The organism is Schleiferia thermophila, from assembly GCF_003337435.1.
Lineage (GTDB): Bacteria > Bacteroidota > Bacteroidia > Flavobacteriales > Schleiferiaceae > Schleiferia > Schleiferia thermophila.
In genome coordinates this window covers 66,929-89,965 of sequence record NZ_QPJS01000002.1, presented here as the reverse complement: position 1 = coordinate 89,965, position 23,037 = coordinate 66,929, and the positions used below count along the sequence as shown (strand labels likewise).

The window sequence follows — 23,037 nt, the reverse complement described above, 5'->3', positions numbered from 1 at the left end:
AGTTTCTTTATTAGTTTGCAGATAAAAGTACCTAACAATGAAAAACCTGTTATTCGCCTTGTTGCTTTTCTCAGGCTTAGCGGCAACCGCTCAATTTGATTTAGGTTTTAAGGCCGGGCTTAACAATACGAGATTGAACATGGATGACATTAATAATCCCGGTCAAATCGTCGAATCACTACAAGCTGGTGAATCAAAATACGGTTTTCACTTCGGTGTATTCAGTGCGATCAACTTTCTTACGTATCAGGTCAGAGCAGAGGCTTATTATTCATTAATAAATGTAGAATACTCGGGCAGGAATGCCAACAATGAGCCAATTTCGGAATCAGTTGCTGTGAGCCGATTGGATTTTCCAGTCCTGTTTGGGTTAAAATTGGGACCTGCACGTGCCAACATTGGCCCTGTGTTGAGTTATAATTTTTATTCTACCAACGATGTGCTGGACAATGGTCTGAAAGATGGAAGCTTAGGAGGTCAAATAGGAATAGGCCTGGATTTCTGGAAGCTGATGGTGGAAGCAAGATATGAATTTGGACTTTCCCGATTTGCCAATCAAGTAAAGGTCGAAGGACAAAGTATTTCAACCGATTCGAGAGCCTCGCTCTGGATGATATCCATAGGATATAAGTTGTTTTAACTTTCTTTAAAATACACCCTTTTTACCCTGGTTCCTATAGAAGTCAGCACTTCATAGGGTACCGTGTTCATGGCTTGTGCCAGTTTTTCGATGGCTTGGTTTGGTCCAATGATTTCGACAGGGTCACCTTCTTCAACATCCGGTATGTGGCTGACATCTACCATGGTCATGTCCATACAAATCCTTCCTATCACAGGGCAATAAATACCCTTGATATAAACGCCTCCGCGGCCATTGCTCAGAATTCGCCGAAACCCGTCGGCATATCCCAGAGCTATGGTTGCGGTTTTCATTTTTTTTGTTGCTACAAACGAACGTCCATAACCAATGGAATCCCCGGGTTCCAAATCTTTTACCTGAGATACGAAAGAGTGCCATTCGATAGCGGGTTGCAAATGAATTTGTAAGTCAGGTCTGTGCGAAATGCCATACATTCCGATACCGATTCTGACCATTTCACTTCTCTCATCCATATGGTCAAGAATTCCGGCAGTATTGAATATATGCCGGATAGGATGATACCCCAATACCTTATCGATTTGATCAGCAGCTCTGTGAAATTGTTCGATTTGCCAATGTGTAAACTTGTCTTCTTTAGGATCGTCAGCAGCAGATAGATGAGAAAGAATGCTTCTTACGCGTAGTGTCTCTTTCAGCACGGATAGTTCATTTAGTAAAGTCTTCAATTGAGTGCTTTTAAAACCAAGTCTATGCATTCCCGTATCAATTTTAATATGAATGCTCAGGGGAGAATTGGTTTCAAAATTTTTCAAGAAGTTGATTTGTCCAAAACTAAAAATCTGAGGCTCAAGATTATTCTCAAAAATCAGGGGCAATAGATGAGTATGGGCGTTCATTACCATCACGGGCATGGTAATGTGAGCATTTCTCAGCTCTACTCCTTCGTCGGCATATGCGACAGCCAGATAATCTACGCCTAATGAGGCAAGATAGCGTGCAAGTTCAAAGGAGCCGGAGCCGTAGGAGGCTGCTTTTACCATTGCCATCAATTTGGTTCCCACTGGCAGTAAGGATTTAAAAAAGGAAAGGTTTCTACCAATTGCGGATAGATTGATTTCCACTCGCGTTTCATGGAGACTGGCCGAAAGCTGTTCGGCTATTGATTCAAATTGAAATTTTCTGGCACCTTTGAGTAAAATATCGGATTGGGTCGGAGGATTTTTTTTGAGGTAGCTCAATAAATGTTGTGTAGTAGTGAACACTGCTTTTTCAACAGGTAGTTCAGATAATTTTTCAAATTTGTCGGCTCCTACATACAGTACTTTGGTATCTGATAGTTTTTCTGATGATTTCAGCGTTTCGAGCAGTGTGGAAAACGCCATTTGTTCATCTGCTTCTGTCAATTGGTCAAATTCTGAGAGTACAATTATTTTTTTTCGGTACTGGCCAGAAGTCAGTAAAGTTTGTAATGCTTGCTGCAGTGCTTCTGGATCAGAAGTATAACAGTCGTTCAGTATCATGCAATCATTGAGCCCCCTGGTCCATTCCATTCGCATTCGCACCTGAAAAAGGGTGGGAATCTTTTCAATCAGCTGTAAATTTCCGTCAGTAAGCACCAGGCCTGCACTTAGCGCAAGTATGAGATTTTTGTTGGAAATGATGTCTTTAAAAGGAGAGGAAATTTTTATTCTTTCCAAATCGTAGTGTTTGCTGGAAAAAAATACTTCACCTGAAGCATTTGTTTGAAATGTAAAATCAGCCTTTGTACAAGTGGAAGAGACCGTTAGCAGTTTTTTTTCGGGATAGATTTTTCTAAAGTAATCGACTACATCTGGCTGATCGGCGCCGACAAGAATAGATTCACAGGTATAAAAAAGCCGGGCTTTTTCGGCCAGTTTCTGTTCTCTGCTCTGAAAACCAGCATCGTGGGCACTTCCCAGGTGAGTAAATACGCCAATCTGTGGCTGGATGATGTGCCGTAGTCTTTCCATTTCGCCAGGAAGAGAAATCCCGGCTTCGATAATGGCAAACTGATTTTCGGCAGAACATTTCCAAACCGAAAGCGGCACGCCGATTTGAGAATTATAGCTTAAGGGGCTCTTCGAGCAATTATAATGGGGATGCAGAAGATCATACAGCCACTCTTTTACCATTGTTTTTCCATTGGAACCTGTAATTGCGATAAATCGGGTCTCTAACAGCTGACTTCTATGGTGAGCGGCCAGCTGCTGAAGAGCTTCTTTAGTATCTCTGACCATTAAGTAGGTTACATCAGGTCTCAATTGTTCTGGAAGACAGTCCACTACACAGCAGAACATTCCCTTTTTTGCAGCTTCATCTAAAAAATTGTGACCATCAAAATGAGGACCTCTCAAACAAAAAAAGATGCTCTCCGAAGTTTTAACACTTTGACGGGTATCTGTCCAAAGGTTCCGAATCAGGATATGATTATTTGCTTGAGAGCCAAAAATGTCGGCTTTAAGAATATGTGCAATTTCTACTACGGTATAGGGCTTGGGGTGATTGACAGGGAGCATCAGTTTTGTTCTTTTTTACGTGCTTCTATAAATGCGCGTCTGCTCAGTGGTTCATATTCTTCTTTTTCACCTAAAAAGATTTGGTCTTTTACGGGTTTTTTCCTGTAACTAAAGTGGGCCAATTCACCTGTTCGGGTACAGATAGCATGAACCTTGGTTACATATTCGGCAGTAGCCATCAGAAACGGCATAGGGCCAAAGGGGCGACCTTCACTATCCATATCAAGTCCGGCTACAATCACCCTGATACCTCTGTTGGCCAGTTGATTGCATACCTCCACTATGCCGTAATCAAAAAATTGGGCTTCATCGATACCTACTACATCAATTCCATCACTCAGAAGGAGTATAGCCGAGCTGTTATCTACCGGTGTGGAGGGAATTCGGTTTTGATCGTGCGATACAATGTCCGAATCGTGATATCGGGTGTCTACAGCAGGTTTAAAAATTTCCGTTTTCAATCGCGCAATCTGCGCCCTGCGAAGCCTTCTGATTAATTCTTCCGTCTTTCCGCTAAACATCGGACCACAGATTACTTCTATCCAACCGACTTTTGTATTTTCGCTTTTGTATCTTTCCAGAAACATAGGACAAACAAACTTCAAAAGTAGACTTCAAAGTAAAACCGATGATCAAAGAAGTAAAATCAGCACTTGATGAATTGTGCAAAGAAATTTTAAGCAGTGAAAAAACAGATTTAAATCAATTGGTAAGCTGGTCTAGAGAACTGTATGAGAATCTGGTTGTGATCTCTTACCTGGAACACAACCAGGCTGTGGGTAAAACAGCGGATGATTTCGAGGAATCCAAAAAATTAATTGTAGATACAAAAGATGCAAATGAAACTATAATTCCACCTTCCGAGTTTCAGCAACTTTCGCAACCCAATAAATCTGACCAAAATTTGAAGACTTCTGAAAGTATTGATATTCACGAAAATAATAATGTATTTCTCCATCAAAAAAGGCTCACTATTAAAGAAGAAAAAATACATGTAGATACATATATACCCGGAGGCTCAGTATCTGAGAAAAAAGTTGTATCAAAAGCAGAAAAAACCCTTTCGGAAGTCACCATTGGATTGAATGAACGACTCGCTACAGCGTCAAACTTCACTCTTGGACTTAATGATAAAATTGCATTTACCAGGCATCTGTTTGAGGGCAATGAGAACAAGTTGTCGGAGTTGGTCAGAACAATCAATCAAGCCAATCAGTTTGAAGATGCGATTCAGCATTTCTACCAGACAGTTTCAGAGCATGCTCATTGGCAGGACAAGAAGGAATATGTAACTCGTTTTGAAAACCTGATCAGAAGAAGGTTTGGAAAGCCTGAAATCATTGAAGATTGATGGGAAAGCTGTATGTAGTGCCAACGCCCATAGGCAATCTGGAAGACATTACACTTCGCGCGCTGAGAATTTTAAAGGATGTGGACATCATTTATTGTGAAGACACCCGCACGAGTTCCGTGTTGATGGCGCACTACCAGATCACCACTCCCCTTAAGAGCTATCACATGCACAATGAACATGCAGTGACAGCACAAATAGTAGGCAAGCTTCTCGGAGAGTTCAAGGCTGCTCTTATATCGGATGCAGGCACCCCTGCCATCAGTGATCCCGGATTTTTGCTCGTCAGAGAGTGTATTAAGGCCGGAATAGAGGTTGAATGCCTTCCCGGCCCTACTGCATTTGTACCCGCTTTGGTAGAGAGCGGTCTTTCCTGTGAGCAATTTTTTTTTCTGGGATTTCCTCCGGTGAAAAAGGGGAGATCAACCTTTTTCAATCGACTAGCAGAAATCGACGAAACAATCGTACTCTACGAATCTCCACATAAAATTGAAAAAACTCTGAACGACATAGCGGTACATCTGGGACCTGACAGGAACATCAGTGTAAGTAGGGAACTGTCCAAAAAATTTCATCAAACACTCAGGGGGACAGTTACCGAACTTACCGAAGCGATAAAAAAACAGCCCTTACGAGGTGAAATTGTGATCGTGATTGGAAAGAAGCTACACAGAAAAGAGCACAGCACATAATGAAGAATGCCTGGTTGTACGAGCTGAGGAGAGCCGATACAAATTTTACATCTTACCTGTTTGGTACGATGCACCTGGTATGTGAAGATCGGTTTACATGGCCTGAAAGGCTACAGGAGGCTCTTAAAAACTGCGGGGTGCTGTATCTGGAAACAGATCTTCAAAATGAGACAGAAATAAGTTGGGACTTTTTAAGCTCCTTCTCAAATTTAAGAGAAACACTTACAAATACTCAATGGCAAAAGCTTTGGGAATTAAATGAAACCACGCTTCATTATCCAAAGGAAGAACTGGCCCATCTGCATCCCTTTTTTATTTTGACTCAGCTTCAAAATCAAATGTTTGACTGTAAAGTAATTTCCCCTGAAGAAGGATTACGAGCTATGGCATTTCAGTATGGATTGGAAGTGCGCGGTCTGGAATCATTGGAGGCTCACCTGGGAACCATCGGCCAAATAGAGAAACATGAACATATGAACCTTCTTCAGGATTTACTCGAAAACTATGATGAATTAAAGAAGTTGTTTACTGAGATGACAGATTGCTATTACAATGGCGACGTGGATAAAATGAGTGATTTTTTCAATGACAATTCCAAATTGGTATTGTCTAAAGCTGCTGAAGAAGTTTTCTTAATCCGAAGAAACAAAAGCTGGTTGCCAGAGATTAAAAAAGCTGCCATTAAAAGTCCGGCATTTTTTGCTGTGGGGGCTGCTCATTTGATTGGTGAGCATGGATTATTTTTATTACTGGAAAAAGAGGGTTTTACAATCCGGAGTATATGAGATTCACAATAGTGTATTTATGGGCTGCTGTTTTGGTTCATTCTTTTCAGGTAAAAGCTCAGATGTCATCTGAAGGACCGCTATGTACCGACGAAATGATATGTAAAAGACCGATAGTCCTGAAAAGCTTTTTGAGAAAAGCAGGCCAACTATCGTCACCAGTGATGGCGAAATACGACATTCTATATCACAGACTGCACTTCCAGATCAACCCCGCATTGCAGCCAATAAGTGCCTCAGCAGTTTCCTATTTTAAAGCCACGGTGGATTCAGTTGACTTAGTGGTTTTTGATCTTAAAAATTCAATGACGATAGATTCAGTGAAAAGTCTGAGAACCGGCCAGACGCTCAACTTTCAGCATCAGTTTCATCAGGTCAGCATTGTACTTCCTGCGGTGTTGTCAAAGGGACAAACGGATAGCCTGGTCATTTACTATCGGGGTGTACCAGTTGGCAGTGGGTTGGGCAGTGTAGGCCGAATGACCTATCCCTTCGGCAGTGCTTTCTGGACATTGTCACAACCGTATGGTTCGCCTGACTGGTGGCCGTGTAAAGACGGGCTTAGCGATAAGATAGACTCCATAGATATACTAATTACAACCCCAGTGCCTAACAGGGGAGCTTCGCTGGGAGTGCTGGTGAGCGATACAGTAATCAGCGGATTCAGGACCAGTTATTGGAAACACCGCTATCCGGTGGCACCTTATCTGGTAGCAGTGGCAGTGGCACCTTATGTGGTTTTTGATCAAGTGATCGTGCTGCCGTCGTCGGGACATTCCTTACCGTTTGTAAACTATGTGTATCCCACGGATACTCCGACTGTATATCAAAGTGTGCAGTACGCCCATCAGGTGATGCAGCTATTTGATACACTTGTTGGTCCTTATCCGTTTAAAAATGAAAAATACGGCCATGCACGCTTCGGGTGGAATGGAGGGATGGAGCATCAGACCATGAGTTTTATGGGTGGGTGGCAACAGGATCTGATCACCCATGAACTTGCGCATATGTGGTTTGGCGACAAAGTGACCTGCGGCTCCTGGGCAGACCTATGGCTCAACGAGGGCTGGGCAGTATATCTGACGCAGCTTACCTATGAGCACATAAAACCCGGACTTTATCAGGCGTATAAAACAAACGAAATCAATAAAATTACCTCCCAACCGGGAGGGTCAGTTTATACATTGGATACACTGAATCTGAGCAGACTTTTCAGCGGAAGGTTGACCTATTCAAAAGCTGGTTATGTGCTTCACATGTTGAGGTGGCAGATCGGTGATTCAGCCTTTTTTGCCGGCACAAGAAATTATCTCAACGATACGTCTCTGGCGTATTCTTTTGCGCTAACACCTGATTTTAAATACCATATGGAAGCTGCCTGCCAGTGCTCTCTTAGCGATTTCTTCAATCAATGGATATACGGCGAAGGATATCCTACCTATCAAATCATCTGGTGGCAGGATGGAGACACCCTGCGAATGGATATTTCGCAGACAACAAGTCATACATCAGTACCGTGGTTCAGCATTCCTGTACCGGTGCGTATCACGGACAGCAACCAGAATCCTATCGATTTAAGAATTGAGGTGCCTGCTGCAAGTTTTTCATATGCTTATTATTTGCCGACAGGAGCCGCCACAATCAGTTTCGATCCTGAATTGTGGTTGATCTCAAAAAATAGTATTGCCCTACATATTGGTCAGCTTCAGGAACTGCAGCCTAAAATTGACATATATCCCAATCCTGGAACTGATGTACTCAAGGTGCAGCTGGGGTCGATTATTCAATCATTGAAATCCATTAAGGTGACGTTTCCGGACGGTAGAATACTAATGACCAAATCATCGGAGCAGCTGACTGTAGAAAATACTGAAATTCATCTGCTGACTTCGCATTGGCCGGCAGGAGTTTACCTCATCGGAGTGGAAACTGACCAGGGGTTGTACCACAGAAAGTGGGTTAAGAAAACAGACTAAAAACTGCAATACTTTTGTCTCCATAGATGAAAAAGTAAAGAAGGGATTTGAGTCAGTTCAGCGCGAGATTGCGCATGCATTTCATCGTCTTTATATGGGGTTTTACAGGCATACTTGGACATTTGATCACCATAGATGCATTTACCCTGGTGTGGCATCGGATGTGGATGGCGACTGTAGTGCTTGCCATTTATTTATTGCTGATCGGACGAAGTTTTAAAACTACAGCTAAAGAGGCAATACTCCTTATGCTTGCCGGCTCCATTATAGCCGCACACTGGGTAACCTTTTTTTACGCGATTAAGGTCAGTACGGTATCCGTGACATTGGCCTGTCTGAGTACGGGAGCGCTTTTTACAGCATTTCTGGAGCCGATTTTTTTCCGTAGGGCGATTGATGTGCGTGAGATTGTGCTCGGGCTGTCCGTAGTTGTGGGACTTTACATCATTTTCAACTTCGAAACCAGATACACTCTTGGAATCGTGATAGCGTTGACCAGCGCTTTCCTTTCGGCTTTGTTTTCCGTTATTAACGGAATCATGGTAAAAACACTGAAACCCAATGTGATCACAACCTATGAATTGACCGGAGGTTGGATGGCGCTATCGGTATTTTTTCTGCTCACAGACCGGCTCAATCAGGAATTGTTTACAGCGCCGATGTCAAAAGGTTCCTGGGGATATCTCAACGGCGACTGGACAATGATCTTCATATTGGCCAGTGTATGTACGGCATATGCCTTTATTGAAAGCGTAAAGGTGATGAAAGTACTAAGTCCCTACAGTGTAATGCTCACCATCAATCTCGAACCGGTATATGGAATTTTGATGGCAGCACTTTTCCTGGGTGAAAGTGAACAAATGAGTTATCAGTTTTACATTGGCACCGGTATAATACTTTCAGTGGTATTTATTGAGGCCTATCTGCGCAGGCAAAAGCAAAAGATTACCAGCTGATGACATTTTACAGATTTGAAAATCCAATTGATGAACAAAATCATTTTCAACCAACGAATTTTTGCTTATTTTAGCGCGAGGATCTTCCATATGAGCATTCGCGATTTTTTGGCATGTGTGGTGCTATCAGCTGTAAGTGCACTTGACGGGTACGGCCAGATATCAGAATTTCCGTTCCAGGTGTCTCTTGTTCCTGTGACAATTCCCAATCTTCCCGGACTTCATTCCTATACGATTGCACAGCACAATGGCAAATGGCTGATAATCGGAGGAAGAAAGGACGGCATTCATGCCCGTCAACCTTTCAATTCATTTCCGGCATCTCAAAGCAATACGGATATTTTTGTAATTGATGTGGCAAATGGTCAGTTCTGGACCGCTAGTCTAAATGTGCTACCTACCGGTCTAAGAGAGCAACTCCAGTCAACGAATATGAATTTTTATCAAGATGGGGATACTCTATACATTATAGGAGGGTATGGTTATTCTGCCTCTGCAAACAACCATATCACTTATCCATATCTGACTACTGTACAGGTAAGTAGCTTAATTCAATCCATTGTAAATAATCAGAGTATTGTTCCTTATTTCAAGCAAATTCAGGATACAATATTTCAGGTGACTGGTGGTCATTTAAAAAAAATCAATGATTTGTTCTTTTTGGTTGGTGGGCATACGTTCACCGGACGATACAACCCTATGGGTAATCCCACCTTTACGCAACAATATACCAACCAAATCCGAAAATTCAAAATCAACAATTCAGCCAATCAGGTGAGCTATTCTGATCTAAGTATAACAACGGATCCGGTTCACCTTCGCAGGAGAGATTACAATCTATTGCCGCAGATATTGCCTAATGGTGAACAAGGACTTTTGATCTCCGCAGGAGTTTTCCAGCTGAATGCCGATTTGCCTTTTCTTCATCCGGTAGAGATCACGTATAGTAGTTATCAGCCAATTACAGGTTTTAGTCAATATCTTAGCCACTACCACTCACCCGTAGTTTGTATGTATGACTCCGTCAAGAAAATGATGCATTCACTTTTTTTCGGTGGAATAAGTCAATATTATTACCAAAACTCATTGCTGATTAAAGATGATCAGGTCCCCTTTGTAAGTACCATCAGCCGTTTGCAAAAAGATTCTGCGGGCAATCTGACAGAATATGTCATGCCTGTCCAGATGCCTGGATTGAAAGGTGCTGGAGCAGAATTTATTTTAAATCTAAGCATACCACATTTTTCCAATAAAGTGATCAAGCTTAATGAGATCTCACAGGGAGCATTTTTGGCAGGGTATATTTACGGAGGTATTTCAAGCCCGACTTTGAATCCTTTTTCGGCAAATCAAACCAACACCACCTCTGCTGATGCCACCATTTATGAAGTTTGGATTACCAACTCTACGACATCGAATTCAGAATTCAAATTGGATGGAAAGAATCCATATGACATAAAAGTATTCCCTAATCCTGCAACTGGTGATTTTTCATTTTTATTTGACATTGAGAAGCCCACAAAAATTTCGTACATCCTTACCGACGGATCAGGGAAATTGCTTAAGAGAAGTGTAAATCAACTGTTTCAGCCAGGTCAACACAGTATTCGGATTTCTCAGGACAACAGCATATCCACAGGTGTAGTTCATTTGACAGTGGTCTTTGACGACCTCTATTACGCAACACAAAAAATTACCATCAACAGATAGTCCTGAGGGGATTTTGCTTTGCCACAATGTGTTTTATTTTCGATGAATATCGGCCTGGGGGATATAATACCATTGGTGCTATTAAGAGTTTTTATCATAAAGTATTCTTACTGAGTAAGACTACCAAAAAAACGATTTAATATCGGCAATTTGGTATGAATTTAAGCATACAGCTATTAATGTATGAGAAAAATAACAATTCAAAAAATCAGAGCCAAAAAGTTTTGATACATTTGAACATTTAATCAGATTTCTCAGCATGAAGACTCGAATTTTTTGGTTGTTGTGGTTGCTGTACTTTGTGGCAAACGGACAAAACATCCTGATCGCATCGGAAAATCTCAGCGAATTGTTTGCGAAAAATCCCATACCCCGACTGACACCTGCCGGTGTAATAATCGGCAGCGATATCTCACTTGACGAGCCACTTATCGTTAGGAATGTAACAGAGGATGAAGTGTGGGTTCAGATAAATATCCCTTCACAGCGAGAAAAAGTGAAGGTCCAATATTATCTGAATGGTGAAAAGAGGGAAGAGGAATTGTATGCCAATAAGATTGAAAGCATAGCATTGAGCGGCACAGGGGAAATGGTACTTGAGTCGATTAATGGGGCAAGAGTTACGGCTGTGTGGCAGTTGGAAAAGCAGACAGCAGATTTCGGAACTTCAGGCTCCTGCAATGTAAATGCAAGATGTCCGGAAGGCGATAATTACCAACTGCAGCGCAGAGCTGTGGTACGGATGAATGTACCTATTGGTGGATTTATCTACTACTGTACAGGTGCCATGATCAACAATACGGCTATGGACAAAAAGCCCTATCTGCTTTCGGCTGAGCACTGTGTGCTGGACGACAACGATGTAATCATTGATTCGGCAGCTTTGGCATCCATCATATTTCGGTTTAACTGGGAGTCACCTACTTGTGCAAATCCGTCAAGTCAGACGGGGTTGCCCAATCAGATTGTAACCGGTGGCAGACTCAGAGCCAGGTCGAATGACGGGGGGGGTGCTACAGGGTCAGATATGCTCCTGCTGGAGCTTGCTATACAGCCACCGGCTAGTTATAATGTGTTTTATGCAGGATGGAATAGGTCCAACATTCCGGCCCTGGGGGGAGCGGGCATACATCACCCCAGTGGCGATATCAAAAAAATCAGCACATTTACCATGACTTTGCAAAGCGGGACCTTTCAGCAGGCGGCCGGTGCTTTTTGGCTTGTAAACTGGGTGGCCACACAAAGCGGTCATGGGGTGACAGAGGGGGGCAGTAGTGGTTCACCCCTTTTTAACTCGGCTGGTGAAATAGTGGGAACGCTAACAGGAGGATCAGCTTCGTGCAACTTTCGGACGGGTACGGACTTTTACGGAAAATTTTGGTATCACTGGGATAAAAACGGCACAACCAACAACAGGCAATTGAAGCCCTGGCTGGACCCTTTAAATACCGGGGTTACCAGTTTGGCAGGACTGTATGTCGGGCAGGAGGAATTTTACAAGGACCCGATGCACTGGACCCTTATGCCCAACCCAGCAAAAAATGGTCGTATTACACTCAGATACGAAGGCACTGAAGCATGTAAAGACGCTGAAGTGAGTCTTGTGGACCTGTCAGGAAGGGTGCTACTGAAGGAACATATCGGGGAAGTAGAGACAGGGCACGTACATCACTTTGTATTCAACAAACCAGGTGTATACTTGATAGGTGTCAGAACAGATAAACACAGATGGTATGAAAAAGTGGTGGTGGCTGATTAGTGGTGTGCTTTTGGCTTACGCAGCTTGTAAGACCAAGAAAAACATTGATGCACCGATGGCTGTGAAAGAAGATATCCCGGAATCGGCAAGCAAACCTGCTTGCGAGCCCGTAGTCGTCGCTGCATTTCAGACGATGGAAGATTCAGCAGGAGCTCAGGTAGCCATTCCAAAAGAAGTGTATCAGGACGGAAATTGTTTGCGAATCACATATCAATACAGTGGTTGTCAGGAAGGTAAAGCAAAGCTGGTGTGGAATGGTCTTTTACTGAAAAGTTATCCTCCCCAGGCTTTGCTGGCAATGTATGTGTCGGATGTGGGGGACTGTGAACGACTGTTGGAAGGTTTTGGAGAATTTGACCTGAATGTTTTGGCTCAGCATACGGATAGTATTGTTATGCTGAGGTTCAGGGATTTTGATGGCAGGCTGCCTTATTATCTAAACAGGGATTAATGTTTATACTCGATTTAGGTTGGTGAGGATGGGATGTGGAAGCCGGGATGGCCTATAATGCCGGATAGGTGCATGAGTATGGATGAATAAGGGATGAGCAGTTGGGTAATCAGGGGGAATAGTGGTGGAGGGCCTGGAGTTGCTTTGAGCGCCTGGGCGGAGGCGGATATGAGCCGCAGCGGGCGGGCAGTATGGCACACGGGCGAGGAGGCGGAGCGAGAGCGAGCCACCGCAGCCCGATGAGTCATGCCCGATCCGCAAGGGGAATAGGAGTCGTAGACCGGCCCCCGGCCGCGGGCAGAAAGCGGCCGGGGGAGGCGCCCAAAAGGAGAAAATAAAAAACCCACCGCTGGAGGTGGGTCATTCTAAAGTTGCCCGAGCTGGATTCGAACCAACACAGACGGAACCAAAATCCGTAGTCCTGCCATTAGACGATCGGGCAATCCGTGAAACGGGCTGCAAATATATAAAGGGCTAAAAATTTTCCAAACAGTATCTGGTGCAAGGGTGAAGTTTATGTGGCAACTTCTTTATGAGGCTCATAGCCAAAGAGTTTCTTTGACTTAATGATGTTTTCAACACCTTCAGGCAGCATATGTTCCCATCCGGATTCGCCTTTTTTAATCATCCTTAACACGCGGGGTGAGAAAATATGAAGAATGGAGGGGTCGTAGGTTTCGATGTCTTTGATCCGCCCGTTGAAGGTCAGATAATCGAATAGGGGGCGCAGGCGTGGATGTACCCACATGTTTTTGGAGGTTTCGAGGGGACTTTCGTCTGTAGGTTTTGAGGGATAAACATAAATTTTTATGTCGCGGGAAAACATGATGCCCATGGCCTCTAGGATGCCTCCTGGGAGGGTTCTGTAGTATTTTTCATTGAAGATGTCCTTCAGGCTGGAAACTCCAAGGATAATGCCCAATCGCGCTTTGGTAAACTCGGCGAAGTAGTGCACGAGTTTGTAATATTCCTGAAAATTGGAGATGAGTACTTTGTAACCGAGCGAGCAAAGAATTTCAGCGCGGTCCAGAAAGTCTTGTTCGTCGATTTCGCCCTCGGCACGGAGGTTATTGAGGGTGATTTCGAAGAGGACTTCGACGTTGTCTTTTTTGACGCGCGGATCTCTGATAAAGTATTGGTAGCCTTTGGTCATCATGTCCATGTTGACCTTGGTGACGGGGCGGAAGCTGCCGCGCAGAGCGAGGATGTTTTTTTTGTAGAGCAGGCCTGCGGGGAGGAGGTTATTGCCGTCGGGGCCGAAGATGACGGCGTCTGTAAATCCGTTTTTGATGAGCTGGAGGGAAAGGAGGCGGTTGTCGACGCCTTCGAAATCGGGTCCGGAGACATTGATCATATCGATTTCGACTTTTTCGCGGGAAAGGTTGTCGTAGAGGGATTTGAGCAGTTCGTTAGGATCGTTGATGATGTGGAAGCAGGCGTATATGAGATTTACGCCCATGACGCCGATGGTTTCCTGCTGGAGGACGGCTTCGTTTTCTTTTAGCCGGACGTGGAAGATGACTTCGTTTGGCGGGCTGTCTGGGGTAAGCTGAAATTTACATCCCATCCAGCCATGTCCTTTGTAGCGTTTGGCGAAATCGATGGTGGCCACGGTATTGGCGTAGGTAAAGAAGCATTTGTTGGGGTTTTTGGAGCGGTCGATGCGCTCTTCGACGAGCCTGTATTCCTGGGCGAGCATTTTGCGAAGGCGACTTTCGGTAACGTAGCGGCCGTCGGGTTCCCGACCATAAATTGCATCGCTGAAATCTTTGTCGTAGGCGCTCATTGCTTTGGCCACGGTGCCGGAGGCTCCTCCAGCCCGGAAAAAGTGACGGACGACTTCCTGACCGGCGCCGATTTCAGCAAATGTGCCATAGATGGATTGGTTTAGGTTGATTTTCAGGGCTTTTTGCTGGGTTGTAAGAATGTAACGCTCCATGGCTGGTATGCTTTGATACAAAGGTATGCAAAGGGGTCTTTGGTGCAGGGCTTAACTTTTATAAAAAGGCTTTAAAATAATGTTGGGCTCATCATCGGCCTGGAGTGCCCGGTTGAGAAAATGAAGCAATGGTCTGAGGGGGAGCAGATGTTGTATAAGCAGTTCTATGGTAGCTGGTTCGGTGAGTTGTGAATAGCGGAGAGGGCGGGTAGCGGTGAAGGATTTAAGCTTGAGGTAGCGAATGGCCGGGTGGTCGTAGGTATAACCTTTGGGTGGGCGGGAGAGGGTGAAATGGGGATCGAAGTCGAGGTCGCCGTACATCTGGACAAAATCTGGCTGATGAAGGATTTCGGTGAATTCATCCCAATAGAGGTCTATGTCTGTGCGAACTTTTTTGAGTGGCTCTGACATAGGCATGTAAAGCCCGCCTCCTACGAAGCTTTCTTCAGGGTCGAAGTGTACGTAATATCCGGCAAGATCACCTTTACGCCCACCCGGGGCAAATCCAAGGGATACGTGTGTTTTGTAGGGTCGTTTATCGGGTGAAAAGCGTATGTCGCGATTGATGCGAAAAAGGCATTGGTGAGGCTTTACATCGGCCAGTGAGGGGTCTGCTTGCTGAAGGGCTTTGAGGATTTGGCGGGCGGCTTGCAGAAGTTCGGTTTTGTAGTATTCGTAGCGGGTGCGATTGGCGGAAAACCAATCTTTGTGGTTGTTGTCGCGTAGATTTTCGAGAAACTTAATACTTTCTTTTGATAGCATGGAAAAAATTTAATGAGTTCGGAAATATATGTGATGTAATGACCGTTAAGAGGGTAGGAATGTTTAAAATTAGGTTGTTTATGGAAAAAACGATTACCCCTTGCAGCAAGAATGAAAAAAAAGGCAGAAAGTCTGGAGGTGCGAAGAAAGAAACCCTTCAGCGCCTGTTGAATTATTCAAAATCTGCCAAAGCCGTCGCCATAGGAGGTGAGCGGTGGTTGATACATCTGAATTAACCTAAGATTAATTTCGGGGGCACTAAGTTTGGATTTTCCAAGAGTGCCGGGCAGGTACTTTTGTGCTTGAAATGCACATGAGCGAGCAGCTTTTTTTCGGGATTTTTATTGCGATTATTTTTTTGATTCTTGCTTTTGACCTTGGTGTATTCCATAGGCATAAGCACGAAGTATCGTTCAGAGAGGCTTTGATATGGACAATAGTGTGGTTTGGCTTGTCAATGGGGTTTTATTTTTTCCTCAGAGGATATGGTCACTTGCTGCACAATCCTGAATCAATCGATGATTTGGTGTCCATCACAACGCGCTACAATCAGAAACTCGATGTGAAGGGTTTGAGCTTTGAGCAGGCGCTTCAGCGATACCGAAATTTAATAGCACTTGAATATCTGACGGGTTACTTCATCGAATACAGTTTGTCGGCGGATAATTTATTTGTAATTTTATTGATTTTCAGAAATTTTGGTGTAAGAAAAAAGGACTACAAGACCATTTTAATTTGGGGCATTTTGGGTGCAGTGATCATGAGGTTTGTGTTTATTTTTCTGGGAGCAGGTTTGATTCAACGGTTTCATTTCCTGTTGTATGTATTTGGTGTGTTTTTGATCTATTCTGGATTTAAAATTCTGCTGAGCAAAAAAGAAGATGAAAACCTCACACCCGAGGCACATCCACTTGTACAGCTGGTGGGCAGATATCTGAATGTGTTTCCACGAAATGTAAAGTCGCTGCTGATTTTCCGTCATAAAGAGCACAAGAAGACGTATGTGACACCCTTGTTTGTGGTGTTGTTGGTTGTGGAGTTTAGCGATGTAGTGTTTGCGGTAGATAGTGTTCCGGCAATTTTTTCCATTACACTGGATCCGTATATTGTGTTTTTTTCAAACATCTTTGCCATATTGGGTTTAAGGAGTCTGTTTTTTTTGTTGGCCCGGGTCGTGGATTTGTTTCATTATCTCACATATGGGCTTGGAGTGCTTTTGATATTCATAGGGTTCAAACTGGTATTTGAACGTTATTTCGACCAAATGGGCATCGATGCCAGGGTTTCTTTGGCAGTGGTAATATTGATCCTGTTGGTATCAATAGTGGCTAGTCTGGTGCGAGGTGCTCTAATTAGCAGCAGAAAGTAGCAGATAATTGTTGTGCGATGAATGTGAAGAAATGGTTTCTTGAAAACGTCAAAAAATTTTCCTATTTAGCAAAATCCGATCCTTTTTGATCGGATGATTTCATCAACTATTTTACAGTATTAATTAGTTACATTTCATTTATTAGTTGAGAAAATTTTTTTTACTTACCGGTAGTTTTTATCAACGATAGGCCGATGAACCCTGAAATGCACCAGGCGTAAAAATCCAGAAATTGGATTTCAATTCAGTCGGGCTGATGTGAGCAAATGCATATGTGCTTGACATATATCATAAAGAAGACTGATTAACTAAAAAAGCCGTGATATCAGTGTGATGGCTTATCTGGCACAGGAGCAGAGGCGTGGTAGTGCTCTTTTACGATTTGTGCATATTTATCCAGAAGTTCGATGATTCTTTGGTGATTACTGCTGTGAATAATCAGGGCTACATGATGTTCTTCGGGAATGTGGCAGTATATTTCTGGGTCGTTGAATGGGGATAGATCGGGGTGCTGCTGTCGGGCAAGTGAGATGAGAATTCCTGAGTAATGCCTTTTTACTTCCGGGAGTTGATATGCTTCACCTTTAAGCAAAGCGGATTCAAGGCGTGCCCATTCGCGCCAGAGATTTATGCCTGAGGCAGCTTCCACCATGGTACCCAGGTGCGCCCCTCCTACTCTTGCAGAAGTTTCCAGGAAATAGAATTCCCCGTCTTCATGGCATTTGATGTATTCGGTGTGTGATGCGCTGTTTTTCATGCCAAATGCCTTCATGACCCTGTTGTTGAACTCTTTGAGAAGGATGTCGTCATCGGAGTTGTGAGGTAGGGTAGCTGACCTGAAAATTCCAGCTCCATGGGCCACATCGAAAGGGGTAGACAGGTATTTTGAGGTCCAGTTAAATGCCATTTCCCCGTTTATGGTAAGAGCATCTACATGATATACATCGCCGGGTTTAAACTGTTCTACAAGATACATATGCCGTTTGTCGCCCAGTTGGTGGATGACTTCCCAAAGTTGGTCTGTGCTGTGCACCTTTCGGATGCCGGTGGCGGAAGCTTCGCTTCTTGGTTTAACCAGCCAGGGGGTAGGGATTTGATTGGCAAAGAGGTTGATTTCCTCATCGTTGAAGAGTGGGGAGAAAGCCGGCACGCGTAGACCTGCATCGCGGGCTTTGATGCGCATGGCAAGTTTATCGCGGAAGTATCTTGCGGTGGTTTGTCCCATTCCGGGTATGCGGAATTCTTCACGTACAGCAGCAGCTTTTTCGACATCGAAATCATCGAGTGCGACAACGCGGTCAATTTTGTGCTTTCGCATCAGCCAGGCTACACCTTTGATGAGGTTGTTGATGTTTTCGGGGGAGTTTTCATCGCTTTCCATGTAAAAGACCTCATCGATGCTTTCCCATGCCCAGGGTTTATTTTCAAGCTTTTTTTTGGTCAGTAGAAATACAGTGTTGCCTTCTGCTTTGCACTGTTGAAGAAATTCGTTGCCTTTGAAGTAGAAAGTGATGCAGAGAAAGGTCTTTTTCATGGGAGATGGAATTTAATAGATGCTTTCTATGGTTTTGACAAATTGATAGAGCAGCTGGACACCGAATCCGGAAGCATTTCGCTGTTTTCCAAATTCAGATGATGTGAAGGCAGTGCCAGCTATGTCGATGTGAGCCCACCTGTTGGGGTCGTCTACAAATTCCTTTAAAAACAAGGCTGCACTGATGGCTCCTGCTGTGGGTTTGTTTGAAAAATTGGCCAGGTCGGCTACATCGGAATGGAGGTCTTCCTTGTAGTCGTCGTCGAGGGGCAAAGGCCAAAGTTTCTCTCCGGTGATTTGACCTGCCGTGCGAAGGATGTTTTGGAAGTTTTCATCAGGGCTGAAGAGGGCTGCATAGTGATGGCCCAAAGCCCGGGCAGCTGAGCCGGTAAGTGTGGCTATATCTATGATGTAGTCGGGTGAGTAGTTTCGGCTTATATAGCTCAATGCATCGGCAAGGCATAACCGGCCTTCGGCATCTGTGTCTATTACTTCTATGGTTTTGCCATTGTATGAGCCGATCACATCTCCCGGTTTGGTGCTTTTTGCGTCGATGGCATTGTCGGTAAGCGGTATGGCTGCAAGTAATCGTATTTTGCGATGGTTCAGCGCTATGGCCTCTGCAGCTCCCAGCACAGCTGCTGCTCCGCACATATCGCTTTTCATCAGAAAAAGATTGTCGGATGGCTTTAGGTTGATTCCTCCTGTGTCGAAGATGACTCCTTTGCCTACCAATGCCACAAGGGGAAGGTCCGATGCAGACATGTTGTATTTCAGTAGGATAAATCTAGCCGGTTGCTCGCTGCCTCTGTTTACTGCCAAAAGAGCCTTGAATCCTTCGACCATAAGTCTGTCCTGGTCAAAAATTTCAATTTCCAATCCTGCTTTTCGGGCCATTACTTCGCAATAAGCGGTCAGAAAGTTGATGTCTTTTTTGTTAGAGGGTGCATTGCCGAGCGTCATGGCATTGAGTTGGGCATTCGCTACGACAACTTGCTGAAGTACATCCTCGCGAATATCATCGGCGTAGGGAGTCACAAGTTGCAAGTGTGCTTTGTCACTGTCGAGACAGTGGAACAGTTCTTCTGTGGTTTTGTTTTTACCGATTTTCTGGAGGGATACTACACAAGCATGCACCCAGGCTCTGGCCAAAACGTTGGTAAAAGCCTTGTCCGTAATCGTAGTTAAATCAATTGCCCAGTTGCCCGAGGGAAAATCCTTTACTTCACGAATGACCTTTCTGAAGTCGGCTGTAATAGCAGAAAAGGATTTTGATGCATTTACTTTTATCAGAACGTAAAACTTCTGGTCAATTAGGATATGAAGCTTGGCAATGCTTTTTTTGCTTAAAAATTCTTTAATCAGCCCGTTTTCATTTGCAAGCCGTGAAAGAATAACTTCAGAGGACTCATCTTCTGTGATTGGCACAAAGCAAAGGGCCGTATCGATTGACCATTGATGGGTAAAATCAATTTTCATTGAGGTCAGGAATTACAGCCGTAAATCTAATAGCAATCTTTTAACATTTTAGTAAAAATTTCTCGGAAGGTTCAAAGTTGACAATTTTACTTCGGAGTAATAAAGATGTTTTCTATGAAACAAACTGGATAGAAAAAACCCGGCCGCTTTAAACTACCAGTTTAGCCATATTCCAACCTTCCTGATTTAGAAACTTTAAGATTTCAGGCAGCGACTTGCTCATATTGTTCCATGCTTTTTCTGAATCGTGAAATACGATGATCGAGCCATTTTGAACATTGGAACGGATGTGACTGCATATGGATTGGGGTGATAAGGTGGGATCCCAGTCGTAGGTGACCAAATCCCACAGCACAATCTGATACCTGCGCGACAGGTATCTGAATTGAGAAAATTTTATTCGGCCATATGGTGGTCGGAATAACCTGGACCGGACGAGGAGGTCACATTGCTTAATGTCGTCGAAATAGATTTGATTTTCGGTAAAAAAACCATTGAGGTGATGATAGGTGTGATTTCCTACGGAATGTCCTCTGTCTGAATACCATTCGGTGGTGAAATCCGGGTGCTTACACATGTTGTTTCCTATGAGAAAAAATGTGGCAGCAGCATTGTACTGCGCCAACAATTCACATACGAAGGGTGTAATTTGCGGATGTGGTCCGTCGTCGAAAGTGATGTAAACTGTTTTGGTCTCCTTAGCAGGCAATGTACACCAGGCTCCAGGATAGAGTTTGGAAAATATTGCCGGCATTTTTCTGATTCTCATTTCCAAATGGCAAATTTTTATGGTTTAAACGGATTCTAAAATTGCGAAAAATACATACGTTTGTCAAAGGATTTAAAAAAACTATCGGACGATGGTGTTTAAAAAGCTACTTAAAGCCTTTCTAATGCTCACACCGCTTTTGGGCATTGTTTTGTTGGTACTGAGTCTGCTGAATCTGAAAGGAAATTCTGCAATCCGGAAACTACTGTTGGGTGTGGTCATTGCTTTTTGGCTTTTCAGTACTCGTCCGGGAGCCTGGCTTCTGATGAAGCCTCTCGAAAGCCAGTATGATCCCATAGCTGAATTAGCGGAGGAAGACCGAAATGCTTATGTAGTGGTGCTGGGAGGGGGCTGCAGTGCCAGTGGCCATTCGGATGCAGAGCGCTTAAGCGAAAGTGCGCTACGCCGTGTACTGGAAGGTGTCAGGATCGGGCAAATGTATCCGAATACGGAATTGGTCTTCAGCGGAACGAGCTGGCGGGGCACTTGTGACGTGGGTGAATTAGGGGCTATATTTGCCAAAAAGCTATTTCCGTCCGAGAGAATAAAAATCCAATACGACTCCCGCGATACCAAACAGGAAGCCGAAGTCTTTAAACTGCAGTTTGGAAAGTCGCGCCCGGTAGTAATCGTCACAAGCGCTTCGCATATGCCACGTGCCGTAAAAAACTTTAAAAATCAAGGAATAGAGGTTATACCTGCCCCTACTGACTATAAACTGAAACCGGCGAAATTCTGGATCTCAGACATACTGCCTTCCGTAGAAAATCTGAAAATATCCGAGACAGCACTACACGAATACCTGGGACTGATTTTAACATTTTAGGATATGATAAAAAAGGCCGTAAAAATACTTTTAGCCGCGATTGCCGGATCAGCTGCACTTGTGCTCTGGAAAACGTTTACCTTCACTTCTCCTTTAGCTGATGTAAAACCCTCTGAAGAGCCAATCAATTGGAAAATTGACGAATCGAATGCTGTAAGAAAACTCAGCCAGGCACTCACATATCCGACCATCAGCCACAAGCGTGAGATGATGGATCTTGAAGCTTATGATGGATTTCTTCAATTTCTTTTTCACAGTTTTCCGAATGTTTTTTCAAAACTTCAGATAGATACCGTAAACGACTACACCTTGCTGATCACCTGGAGGGGAAGGGATACCACTCTGGCTCCGGCCATGCTGATGGGCCATTACGATGTGGTGCCGGTAGAATCTGCCACACTTGATCAATGGGAAGAAGCTCCCTTCTCTGGCCGGATATCCGATGGGTACATTTACGGCCGAGGAGCTATAGACAACAAAACTCCCTGCATTGCTATCCTCGAAGCCGTTGAAAACTTACTGTCATATGGCATTGAGCCGAAGCGAACATTGCTCATTTCCATAGGCCATGACGAAGAAATCGGCGGCAATGATGGAGCCGTGAAAGTAGTCGAAAAGCTCAGCCAAAAAAGAATTGAACCAGCTATCATTCTCGATGAGGGTGGGACAATGGGGCTCGGTCTTGTGCCCGGCCTTATGGCCCCCACGGCACTGATCGGCACTGCCGAAAAAGGGTATTTAAGCCTGGAACTGCTGGTTAAAGGCTCTGGAGGGCACTCCTCGATGCCAGGCCCGGACAACACTTTGAGCATCTTGTCACGTGCCATGCATCGGCTCAACGAAAACCCATTCCCGTTTGAATTGTCCAAACCCGTCGAAGGCTTTCTGGAGTGTGCAGGCCCATACATGGACTTTCCAGCCAGGATGGCTTTTGCCAACAAATGGCTTTTTAAAAAATTGATATTCAACTCATTCTCAAAAACCCCCCAAGGCGCAGCCATGATGCGCACTACTCAAGTACCTACTGTAGTAGCTGCAGGCGTAAAAGACAATGTGATTCCTAATGTTGCAAAAGCAGTGTATAACTTTAGACTGCTCCCTGGTCATACAGACAGTTCAGTAATCAAGAGAGTAATTAAAATTATTAACGATCCAAGAGTCACTGTTAGAATGCACCCAGATGCTCCTTACACTCCCGGAAGTCCATCATCTCCGCACAGTGATCACATCTTCAGACAATTGGTTTCTGTGATTAAGACCACATTTCCGGAGGCAGTTGTTTCCCCTTATTTGGTACTCGGTGCTACAGATTCGAGGCATTTTTACCAGGTTTGTACACATGTCTATCGGTTTAATCCCATTCTGCTCAAGCCAGATGATTTGTCCAGAATACATGGCATCAATGAGCGGGTAAGCATTTCAGATTTTCTGAGGGCTATAGATTTCTATGCTCAGTGGATTCAGGACCTCTGTGTTCGAGATGTTCTGAGTGCATCTATACAAAAGAGCTCAAAGATGTAAAGAAGCTTTTGCAAAGCATT

The 23,037-nt window shown here is 44.1% G+C and carries 20 protein-coding genes and 1 tRNA gene; 13 read left to right on the top strand and 8 right to left on the bottom strand.

Going from position 1 to position 23,037, the window contains the following annotated elements:
• The first annotated feature begins 37 nt into the window (after positions 1-37).
• A complete protein-coding gene (locus DES35_RS05545; protein WP_037360348.1) occupies positions 38-640 on the top strand; it encodes a porin family protein in 603 nt (200 codons plus the stop codon).
• Here DES35_RS05545 and DES35_RS05540 read toward each other — a convergent pair.
• Positions 637-3,138, bottom strand: a complete 2,502-nt coding sequence (locus DES35_RS05540; RefSeq protein WP_114366073.1) for a bifunctional UDP-N-acetylmuramoyl-tripeptide:D-alanyl-D-alanine ligase/alanine racemase — start codon at positions 3,136-3,138, stop codon at positions 637-639. The two genes, DES35_RS05545 and DES35_RS05540, sit on opposite strands and share 4 nt — an antisense overlap.
• On the bottom strand, positions 3,138-3,725 hold the full coding sequence (locus DES35_RS05535; protein WP_037360346.1) for a thymidine kinase: 588 nt from the start codon (positions 3,723-3,725) through the stop codon (positions 3,138-3,140). The genes DES35_RS05540 and DES35_RS05535 overlap by 1 nt, the downstream gene beginning before the upstream one ends.
• A gap of 41 nt (positions 3,726-3,766) precedes the next feature.
• Here DES35_RS05535 and DES35_RS05530 point away from each other — a divergent pair, with 41 nt between their 5' ends.
• The 8 genes from DES35_RS05530 to DES35_RS05495 all read left to right on the top strand — a co-directional run bounded on the left by DES35_RS05530 (position 3,767) and on the right by DES35_RS05495 (position 12,818).
• A complete protein-coding gene (locus DES35_RS05530) occupies positions 3,767-4,489 on the top strand; it encodes a hypothetical protein (protein WP_037360343.1) in 723 nt (240 codons plus the stop codon).
• The gene (rsmI, locus tag DES35_RS05525; protein ID WP_037360340.1) at positions 4,489-5,181 is read left to right on the top strand and encodes a 16S rRNA (cytidine(1402)-2'-O)-methyltransferase; all 693 of its coding nucleotides are present in this window, start codon (positions 4,489-4,491) and stop codon (positions 5,179-5,181) included. Before DES35_RS05530 ends, rsmI begins: the two co-directional genes overlap by 1 nt.
• On the top strand, positions 5,181-5,966 hold the full coding sequence (locus DES35_RS05520) for a TraB/GumN family protein (protein WP_037360338.1): 786 nt from the start codon (positions 5,181-5,183) through the stop codon (positions 5,964-5,966). Before rsmI ends, DES35_RS05520 begins: the two co-directional genes overlap by 1 nt.
• Positions 5,963-7,942: a M1 family aminopeptidase gene (locus DES35_RS05515; RefSeq protein WP_051889429.1), complete on the top strand. Its 1,980-nt coding sequence runs from the start codon at positions 5,963-5,965 to the stop codon at positions 7,940-7,942. Before DES35_RS05520 ends, DES35_RS05515 begins: the two co-directional genes overlap by 4 nt.
• Before the next feature lie 47 nt (positions 7,943-7,989).
• Positions 7,990-8,898, top strand: coding sequence for a DMT family transporter (locus DES35_RS05510; protein ID WP_244906324.1), 909 nt, complete (start codon positions 7,990-7,992; stop codon positions 8,896-8,898).
• 30 nt (positions 8,899-8,928) lie between these two features.
• The gene (locus DES35_RS05505) at positions 8,929-10,608 is read left to right on the top strand and encodes a Kelch repeat-containing protein (RefSeq protein WP_244906323.1); all 1,680 of its coding nucleotides are present in this window, start codon (positions 8,929-8,931) and stop codon (positions 10,606-10,608) included.
• A 259-nt stretch (positions 10,609-10,867) separates the two neighbouring features.
• On the top strand, positions 10,868-12,367 hold the full coding sequence (locus tag DES35_RS11755; protein WP_051889428.1) for a T9SS type A sorting domain-containing protein: 1,500 nt from the start codon (positions 10,868-10,870) through the stop codon (positions 12,365-12,367).
• Positions 12,342-12,818 carry a hypothetical protein gene (locus DES35_RS05495; RefSeq protein ID WP_037360333.1) on the top strand — a complete coding sequence of 159 codons (477 nt, stop codon included), beginning with the start codon at positions 12,342-12,344 and terminating at the stop codon, positions 12,816-12,818. Before DES35_RS11755 ends, DES35_RS05495 begins: the two co-directional genes overlap by 26 nt.
• Before the next feature lie 371 nt (positions 12,819-13,189).
• Here the strand turns inward: DES35_RS05495 and DES35_RS05490 are convergent.
• The 3 genes from DES35_RS05490 to DES35_RS05480 all read right to left on the bottom strand — a co-directional run bounded on the left by DES35_RS05490 (position 13,190) and on the right by DES35_RS05480 (position 15,519).
• Positions 13,190-13,260: transfer RNA gene (locus DES35_RS05490), tRNA-Gln, on the bottom strand.
• A 72-nt stretch (positions 13,261-13,332) separates the two neighbouring features.
• Positions 13,333-14,757, bottom strand: a complete 1,425-nt coding sequence (locus DES35_RS05485; protein ID WP_114366071.1) for a TonB-dependent receptor — start codon at positions 14,755-14,757, stop codon at positions 13,333-13,335.
• A gap of 51 nt (positions 14,758-14,808) precedes the next feature.
• Entirely contained in the window at positions 14,809-15,519 is a 711-nt protein-coding gene (locus tag DES35_RS05480; protein WP_051889427.1) for a DUF2461 domain-containing protein, read from the bottom strand.
• An 80-nt stretch (positions 15,520-15,599) separates the two neighbouring features.
• On the opposite strand from DES35_RS05480, the gene DES35_RS11540 reads away from it, so the two are divergent.
• Positions 15,600-15,755: a hypothetical protein gene (locus tag DES35_RS11540; RefSeq protein WP_160172006.1), complete on the top strand. Its 156-nt coding sequence runs from the start codon at positions 15,600-15,602 to the stop codon at positions 15,753-15,755.
• Between the two features lie 77 nt (positions 15,756-15,832).
• Positions 15,833-16,888 carry a TerC/Alx family metal homeostasis membrane protein gene (locus DES35_RS05470; protein ID WP_200876152.1) on the top strand — a complete coding sequence of 352 codons (1,056 nt, stop codon included), beginning with the start codon at positions 15,833-15,835 and terminating at the stop codon, positions 16,886-16,888.
• Between the two features lie 325 nt (positions 16,889-17,213).
• Here the strand turns inward: DES35_RS05470 and DES35_RS05465 are convergent, their stop codons facing one another.
• From DES35_RS05465 to DES35_RS05455, 3 genes are all read right to left on the bottom strand, one after another.
• A complete protein-coding gene (locus DES35_RS05465; protein WP_114366070.1) occupies positions 17,214-18,422 on the bottom strand; it encodes an ATP-grasp domain-containing protein in 1,209 nt (402 codons plus the stop codon).
• Between the two features lie 12 nt (positions 18,423-18,434).
• Positions 18,435-19,901 carry a leucyl aminopeptidase family protein gene (locus DES35_RS05460; RefSeq protein ID WP_051889426.1) on the bottom strand — a complete coding sequence of 489 codons (1,467 nt, stop codon included), beginning with the start codon at positions 19,899-19,901 and terminating at the stop codon, positions 18,435-18,437.
• A gap of 148 nt (positions 19,902-20,049) precedes the next feature.
• On the bottom strand, positions 20,050-20,670 hold the full coding sequence (locus DES35_RS05455; protein ID WP_037360417.1) for a polysaccharide deacetylase family protein: 621 nt from the start codon (positions 20,668-20,670) through the stop codon (positions 20,050-20,052).
• A gap of 91 nt (positions 20,671-20,761) precedes the next feature.
• On the opposite strand from DES35_RS05455, the gene DES35_RS05450 reads away from it, so the two are divergent.
• The gene (locus DES35_RS05450) at positions 20,762-21,496 is read left to right on the top strand and encodes a YdcF family protein (protein WP_114366069.1); all 735 of its coding nucleotides are present in this window, start codon (positions 20,762-20,764) and stop codon (positions 21,494-21,496) included.
• 3 nt (positions 21,497-21,499) lie between these two features.
• Positions 21,500-23,017, top strand: a complete 1,518-nt coding sequence (locus DES35_RS05445) for a M20/M25/M40 family metallo-hydrolase (protein ID WP_051889424.1) — start codon at positions 21,500-21,502, stop codon at positions 23,015-23,017.
• Positions 23,018-23,037 lie beyond the last annotated feature (20 nt).

Coding starts and splice junctions, on each gene's coding strand:
- DES35_RS05545 (WP_037360348.1), top strand. CDS start 38: ATGAAAAACCTGTTATTCGCCTTGTTGCTTTTCTCAGGCTTAGCGGCA.
- DES35_RS05540 (WP_114366073.1), bottom strand. CDS start 3,138: ATGCTCCCTGTCAATCACCCCAAGCCCTATACCGTAGTAGAAATTGCA.
- DES35_RS05535 (WP_037360346.1), bottom strand. CDS start 3,725: ATGTTTCTGGAAAGATACAAAAGCGAAAATACAAAAGTCGGTTGGATA.
- DES35_RS05530 (WP_037360343.1), top strand. CDS start 3,767: ATGATCAAAGAAGTAAAATCAGCACTTGATGAATTGTGCAAAGAAATT.
- rsmI (WP_037360340.1), top strand. CDS start 4,489: ATGGGAAAGCTGTATGTAGTGCCAACGCCCATAGGCAATCTGGAAGAC.
- DES35_RS05520 (WP_037360338.1), top strand. CDS start 5,181: ATGAAGAATGCCTGGTTGTACGAGCTGAGGAGAGCCGATACAAATTTT.
- DES35_RS05515 (WP_051889429.1), top strand. CDS start 5,963: ATGAGATTCACAATAGTGTATTTATGGGCTGCTGTTTTGGTTCATTCT.
- DES35_RS05505 (WP_244906323.1), top strand. CDS start 8,929: ATGAACAAAATCATTTTCAACCAACGAATTTTTGCTTATTTTAGCGCG.
- DES35_RS11755 (WP_051889428.1), top strand. CDS start 10,868: ATGAAGACTCGAATTTTTTGGTTGTTGTGGTTGCTGTACTTTGTGGCA.
- DES35_RS05495 (WP_037360333.1), top strand. CDS start 12,342: ATGAAAAAGTGGTGGTGGCTGATTAGTGGTGTGCTTTTGGCTTACGCA.
- DES35_RS05485 (WP_114366071.1), bottom strand. CDS start 14,757: ATGGAGCGTTACATTCTTACAACCCAGCAAAAAGCCCTGAAAATCAAC.
- DES35_RS05480 (WP_051889427.1), bottom strand. CDS start 15,519: ATGCTATCAAAAGAAAGTATTAAGTTTCTCGAAAATCTACGCGACAAC.
- DES35_RS11540 (WP_160172006.1), top strand. CDS start 15,600: ATGGAAAAAACGATTACCCCTTGCAGCAAGAATGAAAAAAAAGGCAGA.
- DES35_RS05470 (WP_200876152.1), top strand. CDS start 15,833: ATGAGCGAGCAGCTTTTTTTCGGGATTTTTATTGCGATTATTTTTTTG.
- DES35_RS05465 (WP_114366070.1), bottom strand. CDS start 18,422: ATGAAAAAGACCTTTCTCTGCATCACTTTCTACTTCAAAGGCAACGAA.
- DES35_RS05460 (WP_051889426.1), bottom strand. CDS start 19,901: ATGAAAATTGATTTTACCCATCAATGGTCAATCGATACGGCCCTTTGC.
- DES35_RS05455 (WP_037360417.1), bottom strand. CDS start 20,670: ATGAGAATCAGAAAAATGCCGGCAATATTTTCCAAACTCTATCCTGGA.
- DES35_RS05450 (WP_114366069.1), top strand. CDS start 20,762: ATGGTGTTTAAAAAGCTACTTAAAGCCTTTCTAATGCTCACACCGCTT.
- DES35_RS05445 (WP_051889424.1), top strand. CDS start 21,500: ATGATAAAAAAGGCCGTAAAAATACTTTTAGCCGCGATTGCCGGATCA.